The 22249-nt window shown below is 39.2% G+C and carries 23 protein-coding genes and 1 pseudogene; 15 read left to right on the top strand and 9 right to left on the bottom strand.

Features of this window, described 5'->3' with window-relative positions; all coding sequences use genetic code 11:
- Positions 1 to 123: 123 nt before the first annotated feature.
- Together ACQKMR_RS12525 and yidD are read right to left on the bottom strand one after the other, a co-directional pair.
- Entirely contained in the window at positions 124 to 1071 is a 948-nt protein-coding gene (locus ACQKMR_RS12525) for a metal ABC transporter solute-binding protein, Zn/Mn family (RefSeq protein ID WP_427697576.1), read from the bottom strand.
- Between the two features lie 124 nt (positions 1072 to 1195).
- A complete protein-coding gene (gene yidD, locus ACQKMR_RS12530) occupies positions 1196 to 1417 on the bottom strand; it encodes a membrane protein insertion efficiency factor YidD (RefSeq protein ID WP_427697683.1) in 222 nt (73 codons plus the stop codon).
- A 212-nt stretch (positions 1418 to 1629) separates the two neighbouring features.
- On the opposite strand from yidD, the gene ACQKMR_RS12535 reads away from it, so the two are divergent.
- On the top strand, positions 1630 to 2103 hold the full coding sequence (locus ACQKMR_RS12535) for an S-ribosylhomocysteine lyase (protein ID WP_427697577.1): 474 nt from the start codon (positions 1630 to 1632) through the stop codon (positions 2101 to 2103).
- A gap of 37 nt (positions 2104 to 2140) precedes the next feature.
- Here the strand turns inward: ACQKMR_RS12535 and ytzI are convergent, their stop codons facing one another.
- Positions 2141 to 2296, bottom strand: a complete 156-nt coding sequence (gene ytzI / locus ACQKMR_RS12540; protein ID WP_427697578.1) for a YtzI protein — start codon at positions 2294 to 2296, stop codon at positions 2141 to 2143.
- A 122-nt stretch (positions 2297 to 2418) separates the two neighbouring features.
- Between ytzI and ACQKMR_RS12545 the strand changes: the two genes are divergently transcribed.
- The gene (locus tag ACQKMR_RS12545; RefSeq protein ID WP_427697579.1) at positions 2419 to 2859 is read left to right on the top strand and encodes a Dps family protein; all 441 of its coding nucleotides are present in this window, start codon (positions 2419 to 2421) and stop codon (positions 2857 to 2859) included.
- Positions 2860 to 3348: 489 nt separating this feature from the next.
- Here the strand turns inward: ACQKMR_RS12545 and ACQKMR_RS12550 are convergent, their stop codons facing one another.
- Positions 3349 to 3615 carry a DUF6154 family protein gene (locus ACQKMR_RS12550; protein ID WP_427697580.1) on the bottom strand — a complete coding sequence of 89 codons (267 nt, stop codon included), beginning with the start codon at positions 3613 to 3615 and terminating at the stop codon, positions 3349 to 3351.
- Positions 3616 to 3842: 227 nt separating this feature from the next.
- Between ACQKMR_RS12550 and ACQKMR_RS12555 the strand changes: the two genes are divergently transcribed.
- The gene (locus ACQKMR_RS12555; protein WP_427697581.1) at positions 3843 to 4193 is read left to right on the top strand and encodes a hydrolase; all 351 of its coding nucleotides are present in this window, start codon (positions 3843 to 3845) and stop codon (positions 4191 to 4193) included.
- Between the two features lie 105 nt (positions 4194 to 4298).
- Positions 4299 to 4757: an RNA deprotection pyrophosphohydrolase gene (gene ytkD / locus ACQKMR_RS12560; RefSeq protein WP_427697582.1), complete on the top strand. Its 459-nt coding sequence runs from the start codon at positions 4299 to 4301 to the stop codon at positions 4755 to 4757.
- 107 nt (positions 4758 to 4864) lie between these two features.
- Here the strand turns inward: ytkD and ACQKMR_RS12565 are convergent, their stop codons facing one another.
- The 3 genes from ACQKMR_RS12565 to ACQKMR_RS12575 are packed head-to-tail and all read right to left on the bottom strand — an operon-like array spanning position 4865 to position 7416.
- Positions 4865 to 5656: an ABC transporter permease gene (locus tag ACQKMR_RS12565; protein ID WP_427697583.1), complete on the bottom strand. Its 792-nt coding sequence runs from the start codon at positions 5654 to 5656 to the stop codon at positions 4865 to 4867.
- Positions 5646 to 6416 carry an ABC transporter ATP-binding protein gene (locus tag ACQKMR_RS12570; protein WP_427697584.1) on the bottom strand — a complete coding sequence of 257 codons (771 nt, stop codon included), beginning with the start codon at positions 6414 to 6416 and terminating at the stop codon, positions 5646 to 5648. The genes ACQKMR_RS12565 and ACQKMR_RS12570 overlap by 11 nt, the downstream gene beginning before the upstream one ends.
- Before the next feature lie 22 nt (positions 6417 to 6438).
- Entirely contained in the window at positions 6439 to 7416 is a 978-nt protein-coding gene (locus ACQKMR_RS12575; RefSeq protein WP_427697684.1) for an ABC transporter substrate-binding protein, read from the bottom strand.
- A gap of 161 nt (positions 7417 to 7577) precedes the next feature.
- Here ACQKMR_RS12575 and ACQKMR_RS12580 point away from each other — a divergent pair, with 161 nt between their 5' ends.
- From ACQKMR_RS12580 to ACQKMR_RS12595, 4 genes are all read left to right on the top strand, one after another.
- Entirely contained in the window at positions 7578 to 8366 is a 789-nt protein-coding gene (locus ACQKMR_RS12580; RefSeq protein ID WP_427697585.1) for an alpha/beta hydrolase family protein, read from the top strand.
- Between the two features lie 39 nt (positions 8367 to 8405).
- Complete coding sequence (locus ACQKMR_RS12585) at positions 8406 to 8648, top strand: DUF2584 domain-containing protein (RefSeq protein ID WP_427697586.1); 243 nt, start codon at positions 8406 to 8408, stop codon at positions 8646 to 8648.
- A gap of 259 nt (positions 8649 to 8907) precedes the next feature.
- Entirely contained in the window at positions 8908 to 9375 is a 468-nt protein-coding gene (locus ACQKMR_RS12590; protein ID WP_427697587.1) for a DUF523 domain-containing protein, read from the top strand.
- A 92-nt stretch (positions 9376 to 9467) separates the two neighbouring features.
- A complete protein-coding gene (locus tag ACQKMR_RS12595; RefSeq protein WP_427697588.1) occupies positions 9468 to 10238 on the top strand; it encodes a TSUP family transporter in 771 nt (256 codons plus the stop codon).
- A 154-nt stretch (positions 10239 to 10392) separates the two neighbouring features.
- Here ACQKMR_RS12595 and ACQKMR_RS12600 read toward each other — a convergent pair whose 3' ends face one another.
- Positions 10393 to 10800, bottom strand: a complete 408-nt coding sequence (locus ACQKMR_RS12600; RefSeq protein ID WP_427697589.1) for a VOC family protein — start codon at positions 10798 to 10800, stop codon at positions 10393 to 10395.
- 833 nt (positions 10801 to 11633) lie between these two features.
- Here ACQKMR_RS12600 and ACQKMR_RS12605 point away from each other — a divergent pair.
- The 3 genes from ACQKMR_RS12605 (at position 11634) to ACQKMR_RS12615 (ending at position 15476) form a co-directional block, all read left to right on the top strand.
- A complete protein-coding gene (locus tag ACQKMR_RS12605) occupies positions 11634 to 13001 on the top strand; it encodes an MATE family efflux transporter (protein WP_427697590.1) in 1368 nt (455 codons plus the stop codon).
- A gap of 304 nt (positions 13002 to 13305) precedes the next feature.
- Positions 13306 to 13629: a DUF418 domain-containing protein gene (locus tag ACQKMR_RS12610; protein WP_427697685.1), complete on the top strand. Its 324-nt coding sequence runs from the start codon at positions 13306 to 13308 to the stop codon at positions 13627 to 13629.
- Between the two features lie 389 nt (positions 13630 to 14018).
- Positions 14019 to 15476 carry a S8 family serine peptidase gene (locus tag ACQKMR_RS12615; RefSeq protein WP_427697591.1) on the top strand — a complete coding sequence of 486 codons (1458 nt, stop codon included), beginning with the start codon at positions 14019 to 14021 and terminating at the stop codon, positions 15474 to 15476.
- A gap of 504 nt (positions 15477 to 15980) precedes the next feature.
- On the opposite strand, the gene wecB is transcribed toward ACQKMR_RS12615, so the two are convergent.
- Positions 15981 to 17138, bottom strand: coding sequence for a non-hydrolyzing UDP-N-acetylglucosamine 2-epimerase (wecB, locus tag ACQKMR_RS12620; RefSeq protein ID WP_427697592.1), 1158 nt, complete (start codon positions 17136 to 17138; stop codon positions 15981 to 15983).
- Positions 17139 to 17335: 197 nt separating this feature from the next.
- Here wecB and ACQKMR_RS12625 point away from each other — a divergent pair, with 197 nt between their 5' ends.
- The 4 genes and pseudogenes from ACQKMR_RS12625 to ACQKMR_RS12640 all read left to right on the top strand — a co-directional run.
- The gene (locus ACQKMR_RS12625) at positions 17336 to 18544 is read left to right on the top strand and encodes a glycosyltransferase family 4 protein (RefSeq protein WP_427697593.1); all 1209 of its coding nucleotides are present in this window, start codon (positions 17336 to 17338) and stop codon (positions 18542 to 18544) included.
- Positions 18545 to 18572: 28 nt separating this feature from the next.
- Positions 18573 to 19889 (top strand): glycosyltransferase, encoded by a 1317-nt coding sequence (locus tag ACQKMR_RS12630; protein ID WP_427697594.1) that lies wholly within the window; start codon positions 18573 to 18575, stop codon positions 19887 to 19889.
- A gap of 44 nt (positions 19890 to 19933) precedes the next feature.
- Complete coding sequence (locus ACQKMR_RS12635) at positions 19934 to 21235, top strand: nucleotide sugar dehydrogenase (protein ID WP_427697595.1); 1302 nt, start codon at positions 19934 to 19936, stop codon at positions 21233 to 21235.
- Positions 21236 to 22033: 798 nt separating this feature from the next.
- Positions 22034 to 22237 (top strand): annotated as a pseudogene (locus tag ACQKMR_RS12640) (IS5/IS1182 family transposase); the annotation flags it as partial.
- Positions 22238 to 22249 lie beyond the last annotated feature (12 nt).

Here is a 22249-nt window from a genome sequence, read left to right on the forward strand (position 1 = left end):
TTGCAGGTTTGAAGGTACGGCATCCTGTTTCGTGACTCGAGTGTGTACATTCTTCTGTATAATATAAAAATGGAAATAGACAAAGAAGAGAGGCGGACCCAATTGAGTCTGCCTCTTCTTTGTCTATTGCAATGCAGTTTGTAGCGTCTTGATATTTTTTTCCATTAAACTGAAGTAATCTTCACCGGCTTTGATATCTTTATCTGTCAAGACGGAAAGGTTATGAAGCTCAAGTGATTTCGCACCCATTTCCTTTTGGATAATCTCGGTCAGTTTAGAACTGATATTTTGCTCAAAGATGACGTAGTGAAGATTTTCTTTGTCGGCCATAGTTACGATTTTCCCCAGTTCTTTTTGAGAAGGCTCGTTTGAAGACGTAAGGCCGGTTACGCCAATTTGTTCAAGTCCGTATCGTTCTTCCCAATAACCATATGCAGAATGGGAAACGATAATCTTGTTGGTACGACCTGATTCAACTGTCGTAGCGAATTTTTTATCAAGCGCCTTAAGTTTTTCAGTAAGTTCGTTGAATTGGCTGTCGAAGTAGTCTTTTTGTTCAGGCATTTGCTTCGTTAATTCGTCCTTAATGCTTTTTGCCATTTCAATGGAATAGATGGGATCTAGCCACAAATGGGGATTAACACCACCATGATCATGGCCAGCTTCTTCATGCGCATGTTCGTTTTCGTGTGCATGCTCATCTTCATCTAAATGAACCGTTTCACCTACAGCGACTGTGGTGACGCCTTCTTTGCTTAAAATGGGTTCTGCTTTTGTGACAAAGCCTTCAAGATTATAGCCAATATAGAAAAATAGGTCTGATTCAGCCATTTTTACAATATCTTTTTGAGAGGGATCAAATGAATGTTCATCAGTACCAGGTGGATAAACAGTTTCCACGTTTACGTACTCCCCACCAATTGCTTCCGTGAAGTATTGCAAAGGATAAACGGTAGTGTACACGTTTAAAATGCCTTTATCAGTATCAGTAGTTTCTCCCTTTGAATTGCCACAGCCTGAAAGAAAAAGCGCTGTAACCAGAAAAAGGGAGATAAGTACACTTTTTTTCATATAAAACTCTCCTTTTTAGATAATTCGTACTGATTACGATTTGAAATCTATATTTTAAAAACGAAATGATTACGATTTGACTTCTGTATGATACAAAAGATTATATAAGAAAGCAAGGTTTTTTTTAGTGATCTTCACCTTTTTTCGCTTTTTCGGGAACGAGGTCAATACCGCCTGGATGAAAAGGATGGCATTTAAGAATCCTGACGATGGCTAACCAGCTTCCTTTGATCGGTCCGAATCGACTTATCGCTTCTAAACCGTAATGGGAACAAGTCGGGTAAAAACGGCAAGTAGGCGGCTTTAATGGTGAAATCACAATTTGGTAAAAACGGATTATTCCCATTAATATTTTTTTCAGCAAGACGTCTTCATCTCTTTTCGAGTAAAATTCATTACCGTTAATTATAGCATATTTTTTTTGTTTCCAATAAGGTTAAAAAAGGAACAAGCGTAAGGGATAAATCCGATTGAAATAATGTGAATTAATTTTAAAGAGTGAAATATATTGTAATTCAAGGTAAAATAGAAATGACATACAATTAAGGAGTGAATTAAATGCCTTCAGTTGAAAGCTTTGAATTAGATCATAACGCTGTTAAAGCCCCATATGTTAGACATTGTGGTGTCCATAAGGTTGGAACAGATGGTGTTGTTAATAAATTTGATATCCGTTTTTGTCAGCCGAATAAACAAGCGATGAAGCCGGATACGATCCACACATTAGAACATTTGCTAGCATTCAATATCCGTAAGCATTCTGAGCGGTTCGATCATTTTGATATTATCGATATATCACCTATGGGATGTCAAACAGGGTATTACCTTGTGGTAAGCGGCGAGCCGACCGTGACTGAGATTATCGATGTTCTTGAAGATACATTCAAGGATGCTGTACAAATTACAGAAATTCCAGCTGCCAACGAAAAACAATGTGGCCAAGCAAAGTTGCATGATCTTGAAGGAGCTAAGAAATTAATGAATTTCTGGCTGTCACAAGATAAAGAAGACCTTCATAAAGTTTTCGGTTAATAAAAAAAGTTCCTGTCATTTTTGACAGGAACTTTCTTTATTTTTCAGGTTCTTTATTTCTTTCTTTACTTTCAGGTAAAGGGTCAATAGGATCCACTGTATGCTTGTAGCTGTAGCCTTTTCCAATTGTTAGAACGGATAATGCCAACACGATGAAAATCACTATAATGGATATAACTAAAACCGTAATCATAATTTACAGCTCCTAACGTTCACATTTTAGATTCATTTTAGCATAAGAACTGATTCTGGAAATGTTTCAATTTTTGAATAGAGGGAATTATAAAGGTATAACCAACTTACGGAGGAGATATTATGGCTCAGAAAAAATTAGGGAAATTAGTGAATAAGGAAATCGCAAACTTTAGTATTCTTTATACAAAAATTCATAATTACCATTGGTTCGTAAACGGACCTCACTTCTTTGAACTTCATCAAAAATTGGAAGAACTATATAAAGAAGTGACATCTAATTATGACGAGTTGGCTGAACGACTTTTAGCCATTGGTGAAAAACCAGTTGCTACGCTTAAAGAATATTTGGAATTGACTACTATCGAAGAAGCAACAGGAAACGAAAATACAGAAGATATGGTACAAAGTGTTATCAGTGATTTCGAGAAGCTTTCCGAAGAGTTCCTAGAAATTATCGCAGTTGCTGAAGAAGAAGATCCGGTTACAGCTGATATGCTGACAGGTATGAAGAAAAGCCTAAACAAACATGCATGGATGCTGCGTGCGTATTTAGGACATTAAAGTTTTCGGGAAAAGCTCTGCTTCGGTAGGGCTTTTTTTGAGCTGAAAAAGTTAGTTTTTGCTCTTTGTCCAATGTTATAGTCATGATTTTAATGAATTTGAAAGTGGTGAACAAATCGTTAGGGCTATGTAACTTGCTAAAATATTCAACAAGTTTCAACTTACAACAAGCCTTTTTGGTGCGACAAGTTGTTAATTAGCTTTTACACATATGGTTGTTTAGAAATACACTGTGAAATTTGATAGAAAGAAACTAAACGTGATAATTAAAAAGAGTGTGCAGATTTATCTTTATGACCTACGAATCCATTGAATGGTAATATTGTTTGCAGCTTTTTTCGTTGAACAATGGAAAGACTACTGTTTCTCCGAGCTATTTATTTTGCTAAATGTATTTGTACTGTAAAAGGGGGTGTATTTCTCCAATAACTTTTATAAATATGGAAGAAAAAAGGCATCCCTTATAGAGGGATACCTGAATGGTATGTATTAATGAATATTCCGAGGTGGAAAATGTGTAGGTTTCGTATCGTTCATGCTGTTTTGAGCGAACTTCCCTTTTAACGTTTCAATAATGTAAAGGCCCATTAGATTGGTTAATTCTTGATCATCCATCTCTTGAAGCAATTCGAAAATTTCCTTCCTGTCCAGTTGTTCCAGAACCGCAAAAGTAAGCATATCAATGTCTTCTTCATCACCGGTCAACTTATTACGATACATATTGTATAATTCTTCAATTAACTTCAAAACTCTCACCTCACATTTTTTAGAAATCCGTTATCTCTTTATATGTAGGTTATCAAAAAAACCTCTGGGTGCATATAAAAATTTGTAAGGATGCTTGCCTATATTATATGTTTTACCCTATGAAAGATACTTTAATCTATTATTTAATATCTTTGATCTTCTGTAAACAAAATTTTCCATTGTATGAAGTGAGGAGTTACGTGAAAAAATAAGCGTAGGATTTATGGAAAGGGTGGATGAATGTGTCTGAAAATAGGAAAACGTATTACATTTGGATTCCGAATGGGCAAATCTCACAAGATAGGGAAGGTTCTCCGTGGAATTTTGAAATCGAAGCAACCGATAACGAAATCCTCCAGTTGCGTGAGTTATTTGATTACAATTATTCAGTAGGGGAAGAAAACTTTTATCGCGCCCACGTCCCGTATCTTCAATATCATTATGACCGGGAAAATGATAAACAGGATATAACGCTTCAAAAGGTATACGAAATGATTTATAAACTTGGAACTGAAGAAGGAAAGCGGCATATAGAGAGTATGGGAATTTTACAGGCAAAACGAACAGATGATGGCCTCGAATATTGAGAGGCCATCGTTTTTTTCAATGTGATGAGAATTCTTACTGGATAGCCGGTTTTTTATTCCATATAATGAATGGTGACTAGTTTTTCTTAAATAGAGAGGGGAAATATGAAACATTTTTTTGATATGAACGGATATAAGGTGGAATTCTCCGTGGATCCTGTTTTTGGGGAAGCACGGCATGTTTTCGTTCTCTGCAGAATTAAAGGAAAGTGGGTATTGACGAAACATCGTAAGCGGGGATTGGAGTTTCCGGGCGGAAAGCGGGAGGCTGGGGAATCGATTGAAGAGGCGGCCAAGCGGGAAGTGTATGAAGAAACCGGAGGAGTGGTGGAACACCTTCAATTTTTGGGACAGTATAAAGTTCATAATCCAGTGAAGCCATTTGTAAAATCGATTTTCTTTGCTAAGTTGAGTGAGATAGAGTGGAAAGAAGATTATCTGGAAACAGATGGACCGATTCTATTAGATGTGTTGCCGGAAGTGCTAGGTGAGGAATTTAGTTTTATCATGAAAGATGAGATTGTGCCGTTGAGTTTAGCGAGGTTGGAAGGTATGTACGAGTAAAGTGCATAGATTTACGAGTAAATCCCGAAAACTCACGAGTAAATCCATCTAAATCACGAGTAAATCCCGGTAAATATGAAAACTGCCGACGAGTATCGGCAGTTAGGTTAATCTTTGATTAATTTTCGCTCGAGTAGTTCGACAAGTTGGTACATGATTGTCGCAAAGACGGCGATAATCATCAAGGAGAGCATAACGAGGGTAAAATTGAAGACTTGAAATCCATAGATAATTAAGTAGCCGAGTCCTTTTGCCGAGACGAGAAATTCACCGACGATGACGCCGACCCAGGAGAGTCCTACATTCACCTTCAATGTCGAGATGATGGTTGGGAAGGAGGCCGGTAATATGGCTTCCCGGAAGGACTGAGTCCTTGTGGCACCGAATGTTTGCAGGACCTTTAGGTAGTTGGGATCGACTTCGCGAAATGCTGTGTAGACGACGATAGTGGTGATGATGATGGAAATGATGGCCCCCATCGAGATGATTGATGGGAAACCTGGTCCGAATGCGACGATGATAATAGGTCCGAGGGCGACTTTTGGCATTGCATTTAAAATGACGAGATACGGATCGAGCGTTTTCGACAATCTCGGTGACCACCAGAGCAAGGAAGCAAGTATTGTACCGAGCAGGGTCCCGATGATGAAGCCGAGCACGGTTTCGAATAGCGTCACGCCTGAATGGGAAAGAAGTGTTCCGTCACCTAATTTCTTAATAAATAGATGCCACACTTTAGACGGCGAACTGAAGATGAGCGGATCGACCCACTTCATCCGAGAAAAAAGCTCCCAACTGCTGAAAAAAACAATGAAAATCAGGATCTGATAAAAGCGAATTAGCCTGTTTTCCTTTTTCAAAGAGGTTTTATACTGGCTATGAAGCTGTTCAATATTCAAGGCTCTCAAGCTCCTTCCAGATCTTTTGGAATAATACCGAATAGTGTGGGTGATTACGGGCATGAAAAGGTGTCAGTTCGCGTAGTTCACCAGGTACTTCAAAAGTTTTGTAAATTCTTCCTGGCTTCGCGGAAAATAGATAAATCCGGTCGCTCATTGCAATGGCTTCACCAATATCATGGGTGACGAGCACTGCCGTCTTTCCAAAAGATTTCAGTGTTTCAAAAACAAGATCTTCAAGCTTCAACTTTGTTTGGTAATCTAGGGCCGAAAACGGTTCATCAAGCAAGAGGATTTTTGGGTCCACTGCGAGAGTTCGTGCCAGAGCAGCTCGTTGCCTCATCCCCCCAGAAAGTTCACGCGGATATAATTTTTCGGTGCCTCCCAATCCAACATCACTCAACAGTTTCAACGTCTTTATTCTCTCCAGGCCTTCATTCTTCTTAATTAGCTTTAATCCTAATAAAACATTTTCTTCAATTGTCTTCCATGGAAAAAGATAATCCTGTTGCAGCATATAGCCGATTGATAAGTCACTGTCGGCCTTCAGCGGGTTGTTTTCGAGCAGGATCTTTCCGGAAGTGGGCGGGAATAATCCGGCGATGATGGAAAGCAGGGTCGTCTTTCCGCAGCCGCTCGGACCAAGAAAAGAGACAAATTCACCTTTTTCAATGTCGAGGGAAATGTCCGCGAGCGCGGTCGCTGCCGTCTGATTTGAAAAATAAGTATGGTGAATGTCTTGGATTTTTAAAAAGCTCATCGGACATCCTCCTTACCTCTAGCTATTTTGCCACTTTTTTAGCAAAATCGGTGTTTACCAGTTCATCATGGCTAATTCTCGAAGGGAGCTCACCGGCTTCGTCCATGATGTCTTGCAGATTGTTCCACTCTTCTTCATCAAGAATGGGATCGGTGGCAAAGGAGCCTTGTTCTTTGTAGCGATTGATGACTGTTTCCATCGTGTCTAGATTGGTATCTTCAAAATATGGCTGAATGACTTTAGCAATTTCTGCTGCATCACTTTCCTGAACCCAATCCTGTGCTTTTTTCAAAGCTCGCGTGAATTTTTCAACCGTCTCTTTGTCTTCCTTTAAATAGCTTTTTTTAGCCATATAAACCGTATAAGGAAGATGACCAGACTCGGCGCCGAAAGAAGCGACGATATAGCCTTTTCCTTCTTTTTCAAACACACTGGCAGTAGGTTCGAATAGCTGAACAAAATCACCTGTACCGGAAGCAAAGGCAGTTGAGACATTCGCGAAATCAATATTCTGGATGAGATTCAAATCCTTTTGCGGGTCAATGTTATGTTTTTTCAATACAAACTCGCCGGCCATCTGCGGCATCCCGCCCTTACGCTGGCCAAGAAATGTGGAGTCTTTCAGCATATCCCAATTGAAATTGTCAATTTTTTCACGTGAAACAAGAAACGTTCCATCTGTTTGCGTTAATTGAGCAAAGTTTATGACCGGGTCGTCTGAACCCTGCGCCTGGACATAAATCGATGTTTCAGAGCCAACGAGGGCAATGTCCGCCCCATCCGTAAGTAGAGCGGTCATCGTCTTGTCACCGCCTGCTGTCGTTTTTAAATCAATATTTAAGCCCTCATCTTTAAAAAATCCCTTTTCAATCGCGACATATTGCGGTGTATAGAAAAGGGAGCGGGTCACTTCGGCTACCCTGACCTTCGTTGTTTCTTTTTCCTTGTTGCTGCCGCATGCTCCAAGCGGAATCAGAAGCAAACACATGAGTAAAAACATGACACCTGCTTTACACCATTTTTTCAAAATTCCTTCCTCCTCATAAATAGGTATTTTGCCTACCTTATCGTATGAACAGGAGAAAAAATATGTGAATGCCTAACAGGGGATAAAAACAGTAGGATGTTTTACAATAAAGGAAAGAGAAAGGGGAGTGGAAATTGGAGAACGGATCGATTATTTCAAAACAGCGGTTTCCATCACCGCATCCAGAAATCCATCTTTATTTAATTACATACATATCACAGGGCTTGAAGGTTAAGGGATTACTAGCTGAGCCAGTGGATGGTGAGATGCACGATGCCTTCTTATATTTACGCGGTGGAATTAAAAATGTAGGCAAGGTGAGGCCTGCAAGAATTATACAGTATGCTGCAGAAGGATTCATCGTATTTGCCCCTTTTTACCGGGGGAATCAAGGTGGCGAGGGCGATGAGGATTTTGCAGGCGTTGATCGATTCGATGCGATATCCGGGTTCAATTTGCTTGAACAACACCCCCGAGTGAATAAGGAACATATTCATATTCTCGGATTTTCCCGCGGCGGTATCATGGCGCTTTGGACTGGAATCTATTGTAAGAATGCGGCGTCGATTGTAACATGGGGCGGTGTATCAGATATGTTTTTAACTTATGTAGAACGGGTCGATATGCGTCGCATGATGAAGCGAGTCATCGGTGGTACGCCTAAAAAATGTCCCGACCAATATGAATTCCGGACTCCATTGTTTGCGATTGAAGACTTGAATGTTCCTGTTCTGATTATTCATGGTGAACTGGATGACAATGTCTCGGTTGAACATGCGTATCGGCTGGAAAAACGGTTGAAAACCCATGACAAAGAGGTAGAAAGCTGGTATTTTCCTCAATTCACACATTACTTCCCGCCAGCCGTCAACAGAAAAGTAGTCGAAGATTTAACAACTTGGATGAAAAATAAAACCGAATAAGTTAGAATGAGTATATATTGGCCAGAGGAGGAGATATACATGGGCATGCCTATGGAACTCAACACCATGATCGTTACAAAAGGAAACGAAATTCGGGAACAAGAAAATATTTTTAAACTAACAAAAGCAGGATACCGGTTATATCCAATCGACATTCCAATTGACGTCCGTAAAACTATTCAATCGGACTCAAGCGGAACAGCAGTTATTCAAAAAGTTGAATGGACCAACGAAGAAACCACCATTACCTACCAATTGTTATCATTAAACTCAACCAACTGAATAAATGAAGCGCTTGCCGAGAAATAAATTCTCTGCAAGCGCTTTTTTGAGTTGTTTGGTGAAATTTGACCTTTTTTAGCGGTTAAATCAACCCTGGCTGTAATAATTCGACCTACGCGAAGATAATTCGACCTACGCGCCAGTAATCCGACCTACGCACCCATAAAGCATGCTATAACAATTTTCTTTAACCGTTCAAATAAAATTATTTAAGAAGAATGGTAAAATATTGTTAGGCTAATATGATGAGGTGATTTTGATGATTTTAGTAAGTTCTTGTCTAGCAGGTTTAGAGGTAAGATACAACGGTACACATAGCTTAGATAATAGAATTCTGAGATTATTAGAAGAAAAAAAGGCAATCACTGTATGTCCGGAGTTGCTTGGGGGTTTTGCAATTCCCAGAGAACCTGCTGAGATAGTTGGCGGTGAAGGTGAAGATGTCCTTGATGGAAAAGCGACGATAATCGAAAAGTCGGGCAGGGATGTAACGGAATTATACTTGAAGGGAGCTCATTTAACATTGCAGAAAGCCCAGGAAGTTGGAGCGACGCTTGTCGTTTTAAAGGAAAATAGTCCATCCTGTGGAAGCGCGACGATTTATAATGGTGAATTTAAGGGAATGAAAAAGGGTGGGAATGGAGTTACGGCTGCGTTACTAAAACGACACGGTTTTACGGTAACTTCAGAGGAAAAATTGTTTGAATTTCTAAATGAAAAAGAGTAATCGGTAGCATTCTTTTCATTAAAATTCCAGAAATACTGATATAGAAAGTGGGAGTTATAATAGAGTTAGTGTTTTTGTAGGGAGGAGAATACATGGAGGACATCAATCTCTATACTTTGCTATTTTTAATACTTGTCGGTTTTATTGCTGCATTTATCGATTCCGTTGTGGGCGGAGGCGGGTTAATTTCCATACCAGCTTTATTGTTCACGGGGATTTCACCTTCAGCGGCGCTAGCGACCAATAAGTTGGCGGGTACAATGGGATCTTTAACGAGTACAATCTCATTCATTCGGGCTGGAAAAGTTAACTTTAAATTCGTCATGAAGCTGTTTCCGATTACCGTGATTGGAGCGGCATTAGGAGCATATGTTGTACATTTCGTTTCCGCAGAGATACTAAAGCCTCTCATTTTGGTACTATTAGTCATTGTCGCGATTTATACGATGGTAAAGAAGGATTGGGGGAAAGAGGCAAAGTATAAAGGACTGAAAAAGAAGAAAATGCTTCTGCTGATAGTCATTATATTTGCCATTGGTTTTTATGATGGTTTTCTTGGACCAGGCACAGGTTCCTTTTTATTATTTTCCTTTTTGATTATAGGGTTTGACTTTGTCCAAGCTGCTGGGAATGCAAGGATTTTGAACTTTGGCAGCAATATAGCCGCACTTATCATTTTCCTATCCATGGGGACCGTCAATTTTGCCTACGGAATTCCGATGGGTCTTGCAATGGTCGCCGGAGCATTGGTCGGAACGAACTTCGCAATTAAGAAGGGTGCTTCCTATGTACGTATATTATTCATTTGTGTTACCGTTTTATTGATTGGCAAAAATGTCTTGAATTATTTTCATGTGTTTTGATGGAAGGGATTCATTGACTACAGGTTTGCATTTCTCGGAACGGATGATTCCTGAAGGAGCTTGATAGATTGCCATTCTCGGCGATGTCTCTAGTTCGAAAAATTCGTATAAAAATGGCCGAAGATACTAATCGTATCTTCGGCCATTTTTGAATTCATTTTGTGAAATTCAAGTCCCATTGGACGCCAAATTGATCCTTGACCTTACCATACTTAGCTCCCCAAAAGGTATCTTGCAGCTCCATTAAGGATGATCCTTTTTCACACATGGCAGCGTATAAATGTTGGATTTCCGATTCGCTTTCACACTCGAGGACCAGCGATACATTATTCCCGACTTCAAAGGGATTTCCCGGAAACGTATCAGATACCATGATCAGCAAATCGCCTTTTTTGATTTTAGCATGCAAAACAAGGTCATTCGCTTCTTCAGGTGTCGGGAAATCGGCTTCCCCGTAAGTTTGCAGTTCGGTAATTTCCGCTTGAAATACCTCTTCATAAAATGCTAATGCGTCCTTTGCCTGTCTATCGAATATTAAATAGGGGGTAACCTGATGTTTCATATGAATCCTCCTTTTTATTATGGAATATCACTTCGACAGGTAGACCTTATAATCCTTTTTATACTAAGGAATAATGTAGCAGCATGGATGATGAACCCTTCTTTATAGAACGGACCAAACTTTATCTCAATAGGAGGTAAACCTAAAATTCCCAGAATGAAAAACTTGCCTGACGAACGTTCGTTAGTTTATGATAGGATTATCAGAAATACAAAAAAATATTCAGCAATGAAAGGTGAACATTATGAAAAGCGATGAAATAAAAAAAGCAGCACTCAAATATTTTACGATTCATGGTTATGAGGGTCTTCACTTTCTCAAATTGCCGAAGATGTAGGGATAAAAAAACAATCAATATATTCTCATTTTTAAGGGAAAGACGATCTGTTTTTATCTGTACTTAAAGACGCCAAGGAAATGGAGCTTGAGTATTTCAATAACATGAAAAAAGTGATCCAGAAAAAACGCTATACGGATTTTTGGAAGAAATGATAAAGATGTTCCAGGAGGTTGAGAGTTTAAAAATCTGGCTTCGTATGGGATTCTTTCCACCAACACATCCATACAAAGAGATTCAAAAAAGAGACTGATGATCTTCAGGTTCAACAGGAAGCCTTAATGGAAAAGATATTCGAAACATGGATATCGGGAGGGGTTTTAACTCAGGAGATGCGCGAACCCTGACACTGGCGTATTCAGGCGTCATCGCTGCCATTATGGTCGAACTTGTTTATGCGGAAAATCCAGACCGAGTCGCGGAAAAACTTGCGTCGTCGTGGTCTATTTTTTGGAGAGGAATTTCAAAGTAAGGTCAAAAGCAGGAGATGGTATAAATGGCATTAAGAGAAAAACAACAACAAAATCTATTGGAGATGGAATCGACGGGAAAGGTCTTTCTTCGCTATCTGATCCCTTCTATGATTGGAATGGTATTGATGGCATTGAACTTTGTTGTCGATGGCGTGATGGTCGGCAATAAACTTGGATCTGTTGCCCTTGCAGGAGTTAATATTGCAGGGCCGATTTATACAATCTTTGTAGCGATGTCGATTTGGATTGGGGTCGGCGGGGCAACGCTTTATTCACAAAGCATGGGGGCAAAGCAATATGATCGTGCACGCTTTATTTTCACCCATTCAATCATTTTAATCACAATATTCACCGTAATCATTGGTCTGATTTCCTACGCTTTTCACCATCAGCTTGTTTATGCACTAGGGGCCAACGAGGCAACCGCTCCTTTTGCAACAGACTACATGAACGTATTCTTGATGCTGGGTTTTGTTTTCACCCTTGAAAACACCTTAAGTATATTCGTCAGGAACAATGGCAATCCGAATCTGGCCATGGCATCTCTTATCGTCACAGCCATCTCCAATTTCGTTTTAAACTTCATTATCCTTTATGTACTTGAATTAGGGGTGCGTGAGACTGCATACGGAACCATCATCGCAGCTGCCTTGGGTATACTAGTTCTCAGCGCGCACTTTTTCACGAAGAAGAACACGCTTGGTCTCGTCAAGTTCCGTTTTGAAAAGTCACTTTTCATCATGACGATGGTGATTGGCTTTCCGAGTTTCTTAGCTGAAATAGGTGTATCCGTCTTTACTATTGCTCATAATAATGCGTTCTCGCGCCTTGCTGGTACCGACGGATTAGCTGCATTTTCTATTGTCAATTATGCACATAGTGTTATGCTGTTGATGTTTCTTGGTATCGGGTCGGCAATACAGCCACTCGTAAGTTATTATCATGGTGCGAAAGATGAAAAGAGGAAGCGCGAAACGATACGTATTGCCATTTTCACAGCAATCGGTGCAGGAATATCCATTACCCTGGTGGGACAAGTGGCGGCACCTTATATTGTAGATTTATTCGGAGACTTTTCTCAAGATGTCAAAGAGCTTGCTACAATTGGAATAAGAATCTTCTTTAGCGGATATATTCTAATGGGAGTCAACTTCGTCATGATGACCTATTTCCAATCAATTGGGCAAGTAAAGATGGCCGCTTGGATTACTATTGGCCGCGAATTTATTTTCATGCTTATATTCCTGCTAACATTGCCACTGATATTTGGAACAAATGCAGCATGGCTGGCCATTCCATTATCTGAGGTAGTTATATTCTTAACTGTCTTACTTTATTTAAAAAGCATAGGTTCAAACTTTAGAAAAAATGTCCGGTTAATTAAAGGATAAGTTGAAAATTAGAAATTCCTAGAAGATCACCAATTTGGTGGTCTTTTTTGCTTAGGTTTAAATTGTACAGTTACTGAAGGTGAAGTAATTAATCTCGAAAACGATGCAATTGAGTACTAGGTTTGACGCTAATTTGCAGGCCGAAAAGAATGTTGCGTGCGAAGTATATGTTATTTACACGAATCCTTAAATGGATGATGTTCACTACACCTTTTTTTACTTTACCCTAAATGGCTTGATTTTTTGATATATGTTTATTTTATTGTGTTTTCGTGAACTGACTAGAAAAAAATCAATTGGATATATGGGAGTAATTAGCGTATTGGTTGAAAAATCCCAATCCTTTTCATTATGGGGAGTTTTAGAGAAAGTAGGTAGGATGTCCTTAAGTTGCTATGTGCTACAGAATATTTTATGTGCCATTCTGTTTTATGGTTGGGGTTTTGGATTAGGTGGACATCGTAGTTCATTCTCGGTCATTTCCATTTGGATACTAGTCTGTTTGCTCCAAATGCTATTTGCTACTTTATGGCTGCGTTATTTTACGATGGGGCCTATGAAAACAGCACGTAAACGCCTAACTAATTCATTAATAAGAAAAAACACAAAGAATGATCTTCAGATGTAAAGGGTATAGAGATTTCGAGGCAAAAAAGATTATTTAAAAACAGTTTATACTTATCTCGTAGTTAAGGGCTCTATTTTTCTAAATATAAATGAAAAATGGGCCCTTTTTCTACACGATATGTAATTGTTAAAACGTATTTTAAGTAAAAATGTATTAATCCTTACGTTATTTTTTCTTAAATGGAACTAATGACGATACATACTGCGTTCATCACAATAATAATGAGAGGAGTATTCCGAGCTTTATCACGGGACGCTGCTCTTTTATTTATTAAAAAATATTTATTCTTTATTTCAATAATATGAGATTTATTAGGAAAACTTGGAATTTAAGTTGTTGTATATTAAGATAGTATATGATGAATATTTTCCATATATAGGAGGAGACATATGAAAAAGAAAATTCTACATACGGTACTTTCGATTGCAGTAGGAGCAGGGATATTGTCCGTTGGTGGTGTTCCTACCCAAGCTAAGAGTCAAAATCAGGAGATGAATAACACATACGCAATAGCTTTTAAAAGTGGATTACCAGAGAATTATCAAGAGGTAATACGGAAAGCTGGTGGTAAAGTAACTAAAGTTCTTCCCGAAGTTGGAGGAATAGAAGCTCAATCTGACGAGCCTTCTTTTCTTAAAAACCTAAAAGGTAATTCTTCAATAGAAGCTGCTAACAGAGAAATTCCCCTAACCTTAGACAAAACAGCAGTCAGCCCTTATAACTATGAGTCTAGTATCATCAGCCAGCAAAATTCAGAGAGTTATTGGGACTCCCAATGGGATATTCAAAGGGTGACCAACGACGGGAAATCATATGATTTAGAAACAGGCGGATATAAAAATAAAGATGGTAGTATTACTCATAAAGCAGTGGTGGGAGTGATTGATACTGGAATTGATGAGTCTCATCCTGACTTAAAGAATAATATAATAGGTGGACGTAATCTTGTTCCTGCTGGAATGGATGAATCTGAAACAGGTGATCCTACTGATATAAAAGATCGCAATGGGCACGGTACACACGTTGCCGGGATCATTGGAGCAAATGGTAAAGTAAACGGTGTAGGACCAGATTTAGGAATCCGATCCTATCGCGTATTGTACTCAGAGCAAGCCCTTGGATTACCAGCTTGGATAATAGATGCAATTATTGCAGCAACAAATGACAAGGTAGATGTTATTAATATGTCTCTTCGTTTCTATAATAATACCAAAATGACAATTGAGGGAGAAAGTTATAAATCGGTCGCTGAAACGTTACTTTGGAAGAGAGCAATTCAATATGCAGTAAAGAATGGAGTAACTGTAGTAGCCGGTAGTGGTAATGAAAGTTTAAATTTAGATGACAAGAAGGAAGTAAACGAATTTTTAAATAAATTGTATGAACCATATGGAATGAGCGTGAAAGGGCCTGCAACTGTAGTACCAGCACAAATGCCAGGAGTTATTAATGTGTCTGCCTCCACAAAATGGTCAACTCAGCAGCTTGCTTTCTACTCTAATTATGGAAACAGTGCTATTGACGTGGCAGCTCCTGGAGGAGATTATGGACCTAAATATGCAGAAACCAATGATCCTGCGGCGGCTGATCCAAGTAACTTAATCCTAAGTACTTGGCCTACCTATTTAGGCTCTTCATATGAGTTTAATGCTGGTACTTCTATGGCCACTCCTCAAGTAGCTGGAATTGCAGGAGTTATTAAGGCAGCTCATCCGGAGTATAAACCTGCCCAAGTAACAGCACGTATTAAGCAAACAGCTCTTGACTATGGAAAGAAAGGACAAGATGCTTTATTTGGTTCAGGAGAAGCAAATGCTTATAGAGCATTAGAAAATATAAAGAAGTAGCTTATGTTTCTAAATAAGAAGAAATATTAAAAGTACAAGGAAAGTAAATCATATTTTCAAAATAAATATAGAGGCTACTGTTTAGGTGAGTGGCCTCTATATAACTACTTCAACCTTTGCCGAGAGTCTTAAAATGGAAGTGAATCATTTTAAAATTTAAGATATAAGAAGAATTAGGAAAAGCCTAACATTTACGGGGCAGTTCAGTTAGGCCTACAGTTTTTTTATGCTTGTACAATTTTTCTATTTAAATTTTATAACAAAGTTGATTGGAGCGGAAGGTGCGAGACTCCTGCGGGAAAAGCGCGTCTAGGGGAGACCTCGCAGGCGTAAGCCGAGGAGGCTCCCGGACCGCCCGCGGAAAGCGAGTGCCTGGAGTGGAAATCCACGTTCACCTCTTTTGTCTACAAACTGAAAGCCTAACAACCTCTTAAAGAGTGTTAGGCTTCTTTTTTTGATTTATCGTTCTTTCTAACGATGAAGCTGTTTAATAAATGATAAAAATTAGGATGAGCGGGTTGGGGAATTTATCATCTTATTGTTATCAGCACTCAATTTCTCTAAAAGAATTTTGACTATTCGCTTCGAGGCAAATCCATCTCCATATGGGTTAGAAGCTGTCGCCATTTTTTTATAGGTTTCTTCATTTGTAAGTAAGTCTGTGGCTAATTGATAAATTCGTTCTTCCTCAATTCCTGCCAATAAAAGGGTACCAGCCTCAATCCCTTCTGGCCGTTCTGTTGTATCGCGTAACACAAGGACAGGAACGCCAAGTGAAGGGGCTTCTTCTTGCACGCCTCCGGAATCTGTCAGTATTAGATGGGCGTGCGCTGCAAAATTATGAAAATCAAGCACCTCAAGCGGCTCTATTAAGTGAAGTCTTTCCGTTTCACCAAAAATCCGGTAAGCAATTTCGCGGACGACTGGGTTTTTATGAAGTGGGAAAACGACTTGGATATCCATGTGATCTTCAAGCAGCCGTTTGACGGAACGGAATATTTCTTCCATTGGTTTTCCGATATTTTCTCGTCTATGCGCTGTCATCAATAACATACGATCTCCATTCAAACCGGATAGAATAGGATGTTCATAGTCTTTCCGTACAGTTGTTTTCAAAGCATCGATAGCCGTATTGCCGGTAATATGGATAGAATCACTCTTTTTGTTTTCCAAAATTAGATTATCTGCTGCTTGATTTGTTGGGGCAAAATGTAAATCAGCTAAGACGCCTGTCAGCTGCCTATTCATTTCTTCGGGATACGGTGAATACTTATTACCAGTCCGAAGACCAGCCTCAACATGGCCAATTTGAATTTTATTATAAAAAGCGGCTAAGCTGGCGATGAAAGTCGTCGTTGTATCTCCATGAACGAGCACAATATCTGGTTGTATTTCTTTCATAAGAGCGCTCAGTTCCCCAATACCGCGTGTTGTGATCTCTTCTAATGTTTGTCTTTCTTTCATCATATTCAAATCGTAGTCTGGTCTTATTTGGAAACATTGCAGAACTTGATCAAGCATATCCCGATGCTGGGCGGTGACTACGACAATGCTTTCAATTGATTCTTGATGCTTTTTCAACTCCAATACGACAGGAGCCATTTTAATGGCCTCTGGTCTTGTCCCAAACACAGTCATGACCTTTAAACGATTTTTAGGCATTATGATTTCCTCGCTTTCTTTATTTCCTCCCTATTATAACGAGTTGTTCCTAAGAAAAATTTTATTAGTGCAATAATTAACAGAATATTTACAAAGTTAATAAGGACTTTATATTTCTTTAATCCCCACTTAATATCGTCCATTTACAATAAAAAGCAGGACGATGAACATTTAAAGAATAGAGGTGATAGGCTCATATGAAAAGTGTCCTGATGATTGTGCAAAACTTTTATCCTGAAATTGGGAGTGCAGGAAACAGGATGAAAAATGTATATCTCAATTTGAAGCGGAGCGGCTATGAGGTAACAGTCATCACTTTGAAGCCGAGTTATCCTCACCAAAGTTTATATCAAGATGCCCACTTTTGGGATGAAGTAGATATTGAGGAGAAAGATATCATCAGGATTCAACCAGATAAAGTGAAGAGGTATACAAGCAATATGTGGAGACGCTTGCTTCATTATTTGGAAGCGATGTGGCTCTTCATTTACACAATTATCCGATTGGAAAAAAAATATGACTATGTGTTTGTCACGACGCCACCTATTTTCCCGATATTGGCGGCATTGATAGCCAAGAAAAAGATGAAGGCAAAGCTAATTACCGATGTAAGAGACTTATGGCCCGAATCACTGCAGGGAGTAGGCGTATTCGCGAATAAGTGGATCTTGAAAATGTCTTTTTTCCTTGAAAGAAAAATATATCAACACTCTAACCAAATTATCATCAATAGTCCTGGATTTAGGGATTATATCCTTTCAAAAGGAGTCAAAAATGATGATATCCAATTCATTCCAAACTCGCTTACTGCAGACGAGCTGAACTTGAAAAAAAGGCTTCCACCAATTTCAGAAAATAGGATCAAGGTCGTTTATACGGGTAATATCGGACTTGCCCAAGATATTAAAAAGTTAATAGCGGTGGCTGAAAAACTGAAAGAACATAAGCAAATTGAGTTCACGATTATTGGATATGGCTATCGAATGTCCGAAGTCCAAGACGAGATATCCTCTAAAGGGTTGACTAATATAAGGGTCATCAAAGCGATGAACAGGAGGGTGACTCTTAATGAAGTATCCTCTTCCCATATTGCGTATGTAAGCTTAGTTGAGAAGGATGTTTTTAACAAGGTGTTACCTGGAAAAATCATCGACTATATGTGTGTTGGGAAACCGATTGTCGGTGATGTCGCCGGGCGTGCCAGACAAATGATTTCAGAAGCGCAATGCGGGATGGTGGCAGATAGTAGAACGGTTGATGAAATCAGTCAACATATTCTAACAATGGCCTCTGAGAAAGCTCTTCGCGAAGAGCTTGGTGAAAATGGCCATCGATATGCGGAACAAAATTTTCTATGGTCAAAAAATATTCAAGGGCTCATTAACGTGATGGAAGCATCTAGCTAACGGCATATCTGGAAAAGTGGAGGTAAAAATGGCGAAGAAGGTATGTATGTTTGTGTGGAATCATTTTACCAACGATGCACGGGTTCTAAGGGAATGCACTGCCCTTACTGAAGAAGGTTATGAAGTCGACTTAATTGCTATTTATAACTGGAAAAATGAAGAATTACCAAAAAAAGAGAAACATAAAAACGGATTTAATGTCATTCGAGTGAATAATCGCTGGGATAGACTAAATAGAGTGCTGAAAATTGTTAAAAAAGTGAAAAATAAGATGTTTGAATTGACCGTTCTCACTTTATTGGTTTGGAATACCTTGATGAACATGAACTTGATTACGGGCTGGATCAGTACTGTCGTATTAGTGGGTGTTATGGCGCTTCTTGCAATAATCGCCACAATTGTTACGAAAACAAAACTACCGAATCTTTTGACAAGAAGCTATATTTTTTTTCAAATGGTTCATTACGGCCGGAAAAAGAAGTATGACTTTTATCATTCGAATGATTTGAATACGTTAATGCAGGGAGCGATCAGCAGTAAATTTCTAAGACGTAAAAAGCTCATATATGATTCTCATGAAGTTCAAACGAGCAGAACCGGTTATAATAGCCGGATTTACGGGATAATGGAAAAGTTTCTATTAAAATTTGTCGACGAAATGATCGCCGAAAATCATACTCGTGCTAAATATAATGAAGACTTATATGGTCTGTATCCAAAAGTGGTCCATAACTACCCAATCCCTACCTTGCCTGAGGAAAGTACAGTCGTGGATTTACACGAGTTGCTCATGCTGCCAGAGGACGAGCCGATATTGTTATATCAAGGCGGCATTCAAACAGGCAGAGGGCTAGAGAAAGTGGTTGAGGCTGTGCCAATGATGGAAGCAGGAACGCTTGTTTTTATTGGAGATGGAAAGATCAAGCCTGAATTAATAAAAAAGGTAGAGGCAATGGGTCTCGAACATCGGGTGAAATTTATCCCGAAGGTTCCGGTTGACGATTTGCTTCATTATACGAAAAACGCATATTTAGGTTTTCAGGTATTGAATAATGTCTGCTTTAATCATTATTCTGCTTCTTCCAATAAGTTGTTTGAATATATGATGAGCGGAGTACCTGTCATCGCCTGCAGCTTTCCAGAAATTCAAAAGGTAGTCGAGACTGAGAAAATTGGTTTGTGTGTCGACTCCCATGACCCACGTTCTATTGCGGACGGAGTCAATTATTTATTAAAGCATCCAGAAAAAAGAGCTGAAATGAGCAGCAATTGTCTTAAAGCCCGCCTAAAATACAATTGGAAACAAGAGAAAGAAATCTTCATCCAAATCTATCAATCAGCTTAACCAAACTAGAATACTAGAAGAAAATATGATGAGGAGTGGTTATTATGAAATTATGTACAATGGGACTAGGTTATATAGGACTTCCAACATCTTTAATGTTCGCAAAACACGGTGTAGATGTTGTTGGCGTGGATATCCATCCTGATGTTATTAATAAATTGAATAATGGAAAGCTCCATATTGAAGAACCTGGACTAGAAGAAGTGTTAAATGAAGTGCTAGATGCCAAAAGATTTCGTGCTACCTTGAATCCGGAGTCTGCGGATGTTTTCATCATTGCGGTCCCAACTCCAAACAATGAAGATCTACACCAATCGTGTGATCTTACCTATGTTATGCAGGCAACTTCAAGTGTTCTTCCTTTTGTTCAGAAGGGAAATGTCATCATTATCGAATCGACGATTGCACCAAGGAGCATGGATGATCATATCAAGCCATTGATTGAGAAGTCAGGGCTAACGATCGGGAAAGACATCTTTCTTGTACATTGTCCCGAACGTGTCTTACCAGGAAGAATTCTAGAAGAATTGGTGCATAATAACCGAATTGTCGGCGGCATCACAGAAGCCTGCTCCTACAGAGGAGGCCTTGTCTATGAAACTTTTGTTAAAGGGGAAATCATTCGTACGGATGCGAAAACGGCTGAAATGTCCAAATTGATGGAAAATACCTTCCGTGATGTGAATATTGCTCTTGCGAATGAGTTGGCTAAAGTTTGCTTCGAATTGGATATCAATGTATTGGATGTCATATCAATGGCAAATAAGCATCCACGTGTAAATATTCATCAACCAGGACCAGGGGTAGGTGGACATTGTCTCGCGGTCGATCCTTATTTCATTGTCGCTAAAGCTCCTGAGACAGCTAGAATCATCAAATTAGCCCGCGACACGAACGTTTCGATGCCGTATTATATCGTCAATTGTGTCAGGATGTTACTTGAGGGTATCCGTAAACCAAAGGTAGCGGTTTTTGGACTTGCCTACAAAGGAAATGTAGATGATATCCGTGAAAGCCCGGCCATTGATGTTGTAAATATCCTAATGAGCATGGATCAGATGGAAGTATCCTTGCATGACCCACATGTCCAATCTGGGAAAATGCCAGTCGTTTCTGTCGAAGACGCTGTAAAAGATGCCGACCTGATTCTTGTCTTAACCGATCATAATGAATTTAGAGAAATGGATTATGACAAACTATCGAATAAGATGGCTCATAAAATGATTTTGGATACTCGGAATTGCATTGATGCCAATAAACATAACATCCAAATTGCCAACTTAGGCAATGTATTCGAATATAAAACAGAACATTTGAAAGAAGTAAGGAACAAAATGATTATCTAATAAACAATTGATTCTGCAAGGCCGGATATGATAGGGATATAAAGGGTGTTGACTCAGTCAGCACCCTTTATAGTTGTGCAACATGTTAAATCATTTGATGAACTTGTAATTTTATATTTGCAGCTCAGTCTATTTAATAAGGAGGAGGCTGTCTCTTATGGGCGATCAAGAGGAGTGAATTTCATACGTATGAAAAAAGTATGACGAACTTTCTTGTGTATTATATTGGCCAACTGGATGTAGAGGATTTGGTACAGGAGACCTTTCTCAGGGCTTTTGAGAAAACCAATGAATTATACCACCAGCTGGAACATAGGGGACAGCCTCTTGGCTATTTTTAATTCAAAATTCATAGTATAGATTGGATAATTAATATGTTCTGTAAATATGACTTCCTATGGGGACATGTGAAGAGCAGATCCTGGCGCTTCAGGTTATTGTGGATTTTACAGGAGTTAGAACGTGATGATTGATTTTTCGCTTAGATTAATCAGTTTATAAAGAAAGGACCAAGCAAGTTTTGCTAAACTCGATAGTAATGGAGATTGTCTACAGTTTTTTTGATGGGTTGTAAAATTTGAACGTTACTTTCCACTTCAGGCACTCGCTTTCCGCGGGCGGCCCGGGAGCCTCCTCGGCGCCTTTGCGCCTGCGGGGTCTCCCTTGGACGCGCTTTTCCCGCAGGAGTCTCACACCTTCCGTTCCAATCCACTTTGTTTTAACAATTAGATATAAGCTTTTGCCTACAGTCTTTTTTGTTTTTAAAAAATAGAAGTATTAAAACTTGAGGTGATAAGGATGCTTTCGAAACATGATTCTATTCAGCGAGATCAACTTGAAATGATTACTTTAGATCAACTGGTGCCATCGAACCATTTGGCTCGTAAAATTGAAGCCACCATTGATTTCCCTTTCATTTATGACTTGGTGAAAGATATGTATTCAGAGGTCGGTCGCCCAAGTATTGATCCAGTTATTTTAGTTAAACTGACATTCATTCAATGACAATATCAA

Source organism: Peribacillus sp. NPDC096540, from assembly GCF_050278525.1.
Classification (GTDB): domain Bacteria; phylum Bacillota; class Bacilli; order Bacillales; family DSM-1321; genus Peribacillus.